Annotated in this window: 3 protein-coding genes and 1 pseudogene; all 4 read left to right on the forward strand. The window is 51.1% G+C overall.

Going from position 1 to position 3,218, the window contains the following annotated elements; all coding sequences use genetic code 11:
- Positions 1-852: pseudogene (locus H6F80_RS14295) on the forward strand (hypothetical protein); the annotation flags it as partial.
- A gap of 228 nt (positions 853-1,080) precedes the next feature.
- Positions 1,081-1,467 carry a hypothetical protein gene (locus H6F80_RS14300; RefSeq protein ID WP_190792203.1) on the forward strand — a complete coding sequence of 129 codons (387 nt, stop codon included), beginning with the start codon at positions 1,081-1,083 and terminating at the stop codon, positions 1,465-1,467.
- A gap of 29 nt (positions 1,468-1,496) precedes the next feature.
- A complete protein-coding gene (locus H6F80_RS14305; RefSeq protein ID WP_190792204.1) occupies positions 1,497-1,799 on the forward strand; it encodes a hypothetical protein in 303 nt (100 codons plus the stop codon).
- A gap of 311 nt (positions 1,800-2,110) precedes the next feature.
- The coding region (locus H6F80_RS14310) for an ABC transporter substrate-binding protein (RefSeq protein WP_190792205.1) at positions 2,111-3,218 on the forward strand (1,108 nt) is incomplete at its 3' end.

Below are 3,218 nucleotides of genomic sequence, written 5' to 3' on the forward strand. Positions count from 1 at the left end.
CCTTCCTGGCTCTTTGGCATTGCCGATCGTGGGATTGCTGCTTTCGCCCATGGTGCGCCCTCGCCCGGTGAAGTCTTGCAGCTGATCATGGCTTCATTCTTCTTTTTGACCTGGCTTTATCTCAAGCCCAACCAGCAAGAAGAAGATGGAGGAACCAGGGCACTCCAGGCTGCATCCCAGCTCAGCCACTCGTTTGAAAGCTTTGCCCATCGCACTCAAGCAAGAATGCACGAGATGCGCGAGAATCATGTGATCAGCCAGGGATACATTCTGCCATTCCCCTACGTTTGCCAGATTTACCACCTGCTGAACCTGAAACACTTGGAAAGCATTCACAACTTTAGTTTGGGTAACTTGAGAGTGATTCAGGTAAGCGATGTAGAGCCTACGGCGATCGGCGGCAAAGTGAAGTTTCAAACCACGCTCGATTCGCCCATGAACGCGCTCCGCATCTGGCGGCAGCCAATTGTGGAAGTAGATTTGACGCTGCTGACTCCCTACACCGTTGAGCTGAGCATCCCAGCCTATAACGGCAAGCGCATCACGGTTCTATTTAACGTTGTGCCAATCGACGAAAATCGCCATAAGTTTCTGATCGACATTTACAGCGACCTTAAGTGGCCCCGTCCGATTCTGCAAGCAATTTTGCACTTCTCAGCTTGTCTCACACTGTTTGAAGATCTGCCTTACCTGCAAAAGCTGGCTGAGCGCAATCTCAACCGTCTGCTGAATCCTAGTAATCGAACTTCTGAACGGGATACGATGTGGCTCTACAAGCGGTTCGTTGAGCTCTACGGCTCTGACATGAAGCCTATAGCCCAGCTTCCGGCAGCAGAGGAAACCGTCTCTTAATCGGAATCTGAAAATTTGCCGTATCAGAATCTGAAAAGCTGCGGCGATCGAACGATCGGGAGGAGCTTGGACTTGTCAGGTTCTTCCTGAAACAATTAGAGGTTTCACAAGCGATCGCTGTGCCTTAAACCTATTCCCCGCCTGCCAATTCTGAAAAACTGATCCTGACAACAGTTACTTAACACAGTTACTTACTAGACAACAGTTACCTAACCATCGTGAACGGCAATGAACGGCAATGACATCGCACCTGACCAGACTGAAGCTATGCTGATTGCTTCGCAGCAGGCTGTCTCCTCAAACGTTCCTCAACAGGAACAAACACAGCCCCCGGATAGCCTTTTATTCTTTATTCCGATTAGCTTTGTTCTCCTCTGGTCGATCGCCACTGCCGTTTTTCTGGGACTGCCCAAGCTGGTTTATGGCGGCAACCGCAAAGTCAAAGTTGCCCAAAAAATTCCTTGCTATCAGTGCCAGTTTTTTACCAACAATCCCTATCTGCGCTGTGCGGTTCGTCCAGAAACCGTCTTGACCGAAAGTGCTCTGGACTGTAGCGATTTCCAGGCTCGGTTACAGCCCGAAAATAAGGTCGGCTCTTCGCAGACGCGACGTTAGCCAGCAGGGGAGCGCAAGCAGTTCAAACCATGACATTCGACGAATTTTTTCACTCTACTCAGGTAGCTGATCGTCCTCCATTCAATTTACCCCTTGCATTGCAGGCACTCTGGTACGACAAGCGCAACGGCTGGCAACAGGCCCATGAGTTTTTGGGCGATGGAACTGATCCAGAGAGTGCCTGGGTACATGCCTATCTGCATCGCAGAGAAGGAGATATGAGCAACGCCCGCTACTGGTACGATCGCGCAAGGCAGCCAGAATGCACCTCAGAACTGGATGCAGAATGGCGACAAATTGCTGGGGCACTGCTTCAAGATTTAGCAAAATAACTGAGCAGAATGATTCATCCGACAGATTATTACAAGCTTTTATAAAAACGATCAATCAATCAATTACAAGGAGGTTTGAGAAGAACTTCGGATTGGTCTTCCAGGGCTTGAGATCTCCCTAAATCTCCCTTCACAGGAGGAATTTCGAGCCGTTTGGCTTAATTTCTTCCCAGAGGTTCCCTTAAATTTTCCTGTCACTTCTCTTGCTCCTCTTTCCCTAAATCCACCAGATGCGTAAGCTAGACATATCTCTTGAGACGTTTACAGTCTAATGAGACAAACCCTTTTGCGCTGATCCGGGTGGAGTCACAATGCCCAAAACCCTTTTCCGCACAGGTTCACGCTGGCTTGCTAAACCTGTAATCTGGTTTGGGCTGGCAATTTTGTTTGCGTTGTTCATTATCTGGGTAGCTCCCCCTGCCCGAACTCAAGAACCAGTTCACGTCAGCTTGTTGACTTCTGCCCTCGATGCAGCGCAGGGAGAACACCTGGTCAAAGCGTTTGAAGCCGAAAATCCAGATATCAAAATTGATGTTGTTGAAGGACCAAACGCCTCAAACCTGGTCGAAGACCTCTACACCTCATCCTTTTTGCTGGGAGATTCGCCCTATGACTTGGTGATGATGGACATCGTCTGGCTGCCCAAGTTTGCTGCCGCCGGATGGCTACTGGATTTAACCGATCGCCTCACTCCCGAAGATGTTGCTGACTTGATGCCGGGCGATCTGGCAGGCGGACGCTATCAAGAGCGGCTGTATCGACTGCCCATTCGATCGGATGGCGGCATGATCTACTACCGCAAAGATCTGCTAGAACAGGCAGGCATTCAGCCCCCCACCACCTTTAATGATCTGATCAGCGCGGCAAAACAGCTTCAGCAGTCTGGCGCGGCAAAGTGGGGCTACGTCTGGCAGGGGCGACAGTACGAAGGGCTTCCTGCTATGTTTATCGAAGTGCTGGCGGGGTTTGGCGGCTTCTGGGTCGATCCCAAAACGCAGGAAGTCGGAATTGATCGCCCTCAGGCAGTCCAGGCACTTCGCTTTTTGAAAGACACGATCGCGGCTGGCATTGCGCCTCCCGGAGTGACAACCTTCCAGGAAGAAGAAACGCGGCGGCTATTTCAGAGTGGGGAGGTAGCATTCTTGCGAAACTGGCCCTATGTGTATCCGCTGGCGAGCGCGGATGATTCTTTAGTCAGAGGAAAGTTTGCGGTGATGCCGATGGTTCATGCAGAAGGGTTCCAGAGCGGAGCCTGTCTCGGCGGCTGGGGAATTGGCATTGCAAAAAGCTCGCGTCATCCTGAAGCTGCCTGGCGAGTGGCTCAATTTTATGCCAGTGCTGCTGCTCAAAAAATGGCTGCCCTCGAAAATGGCTATCTGCCCACACGCCGATCGGTTTATGCTGATCCCGAAGTGCTGG

The sequence above is a fragment of the Leptolyngbya sp. FACHB-711 genome (genome assembly GCF_014695615.1).
In the GTDB taxonomy this organism is placed as follows: domain Bacteria; phylum Cyanobacteriota; class Cyanobacteriia; order Elainellales; family Elainellaceae; genus Leptolyngbya_A.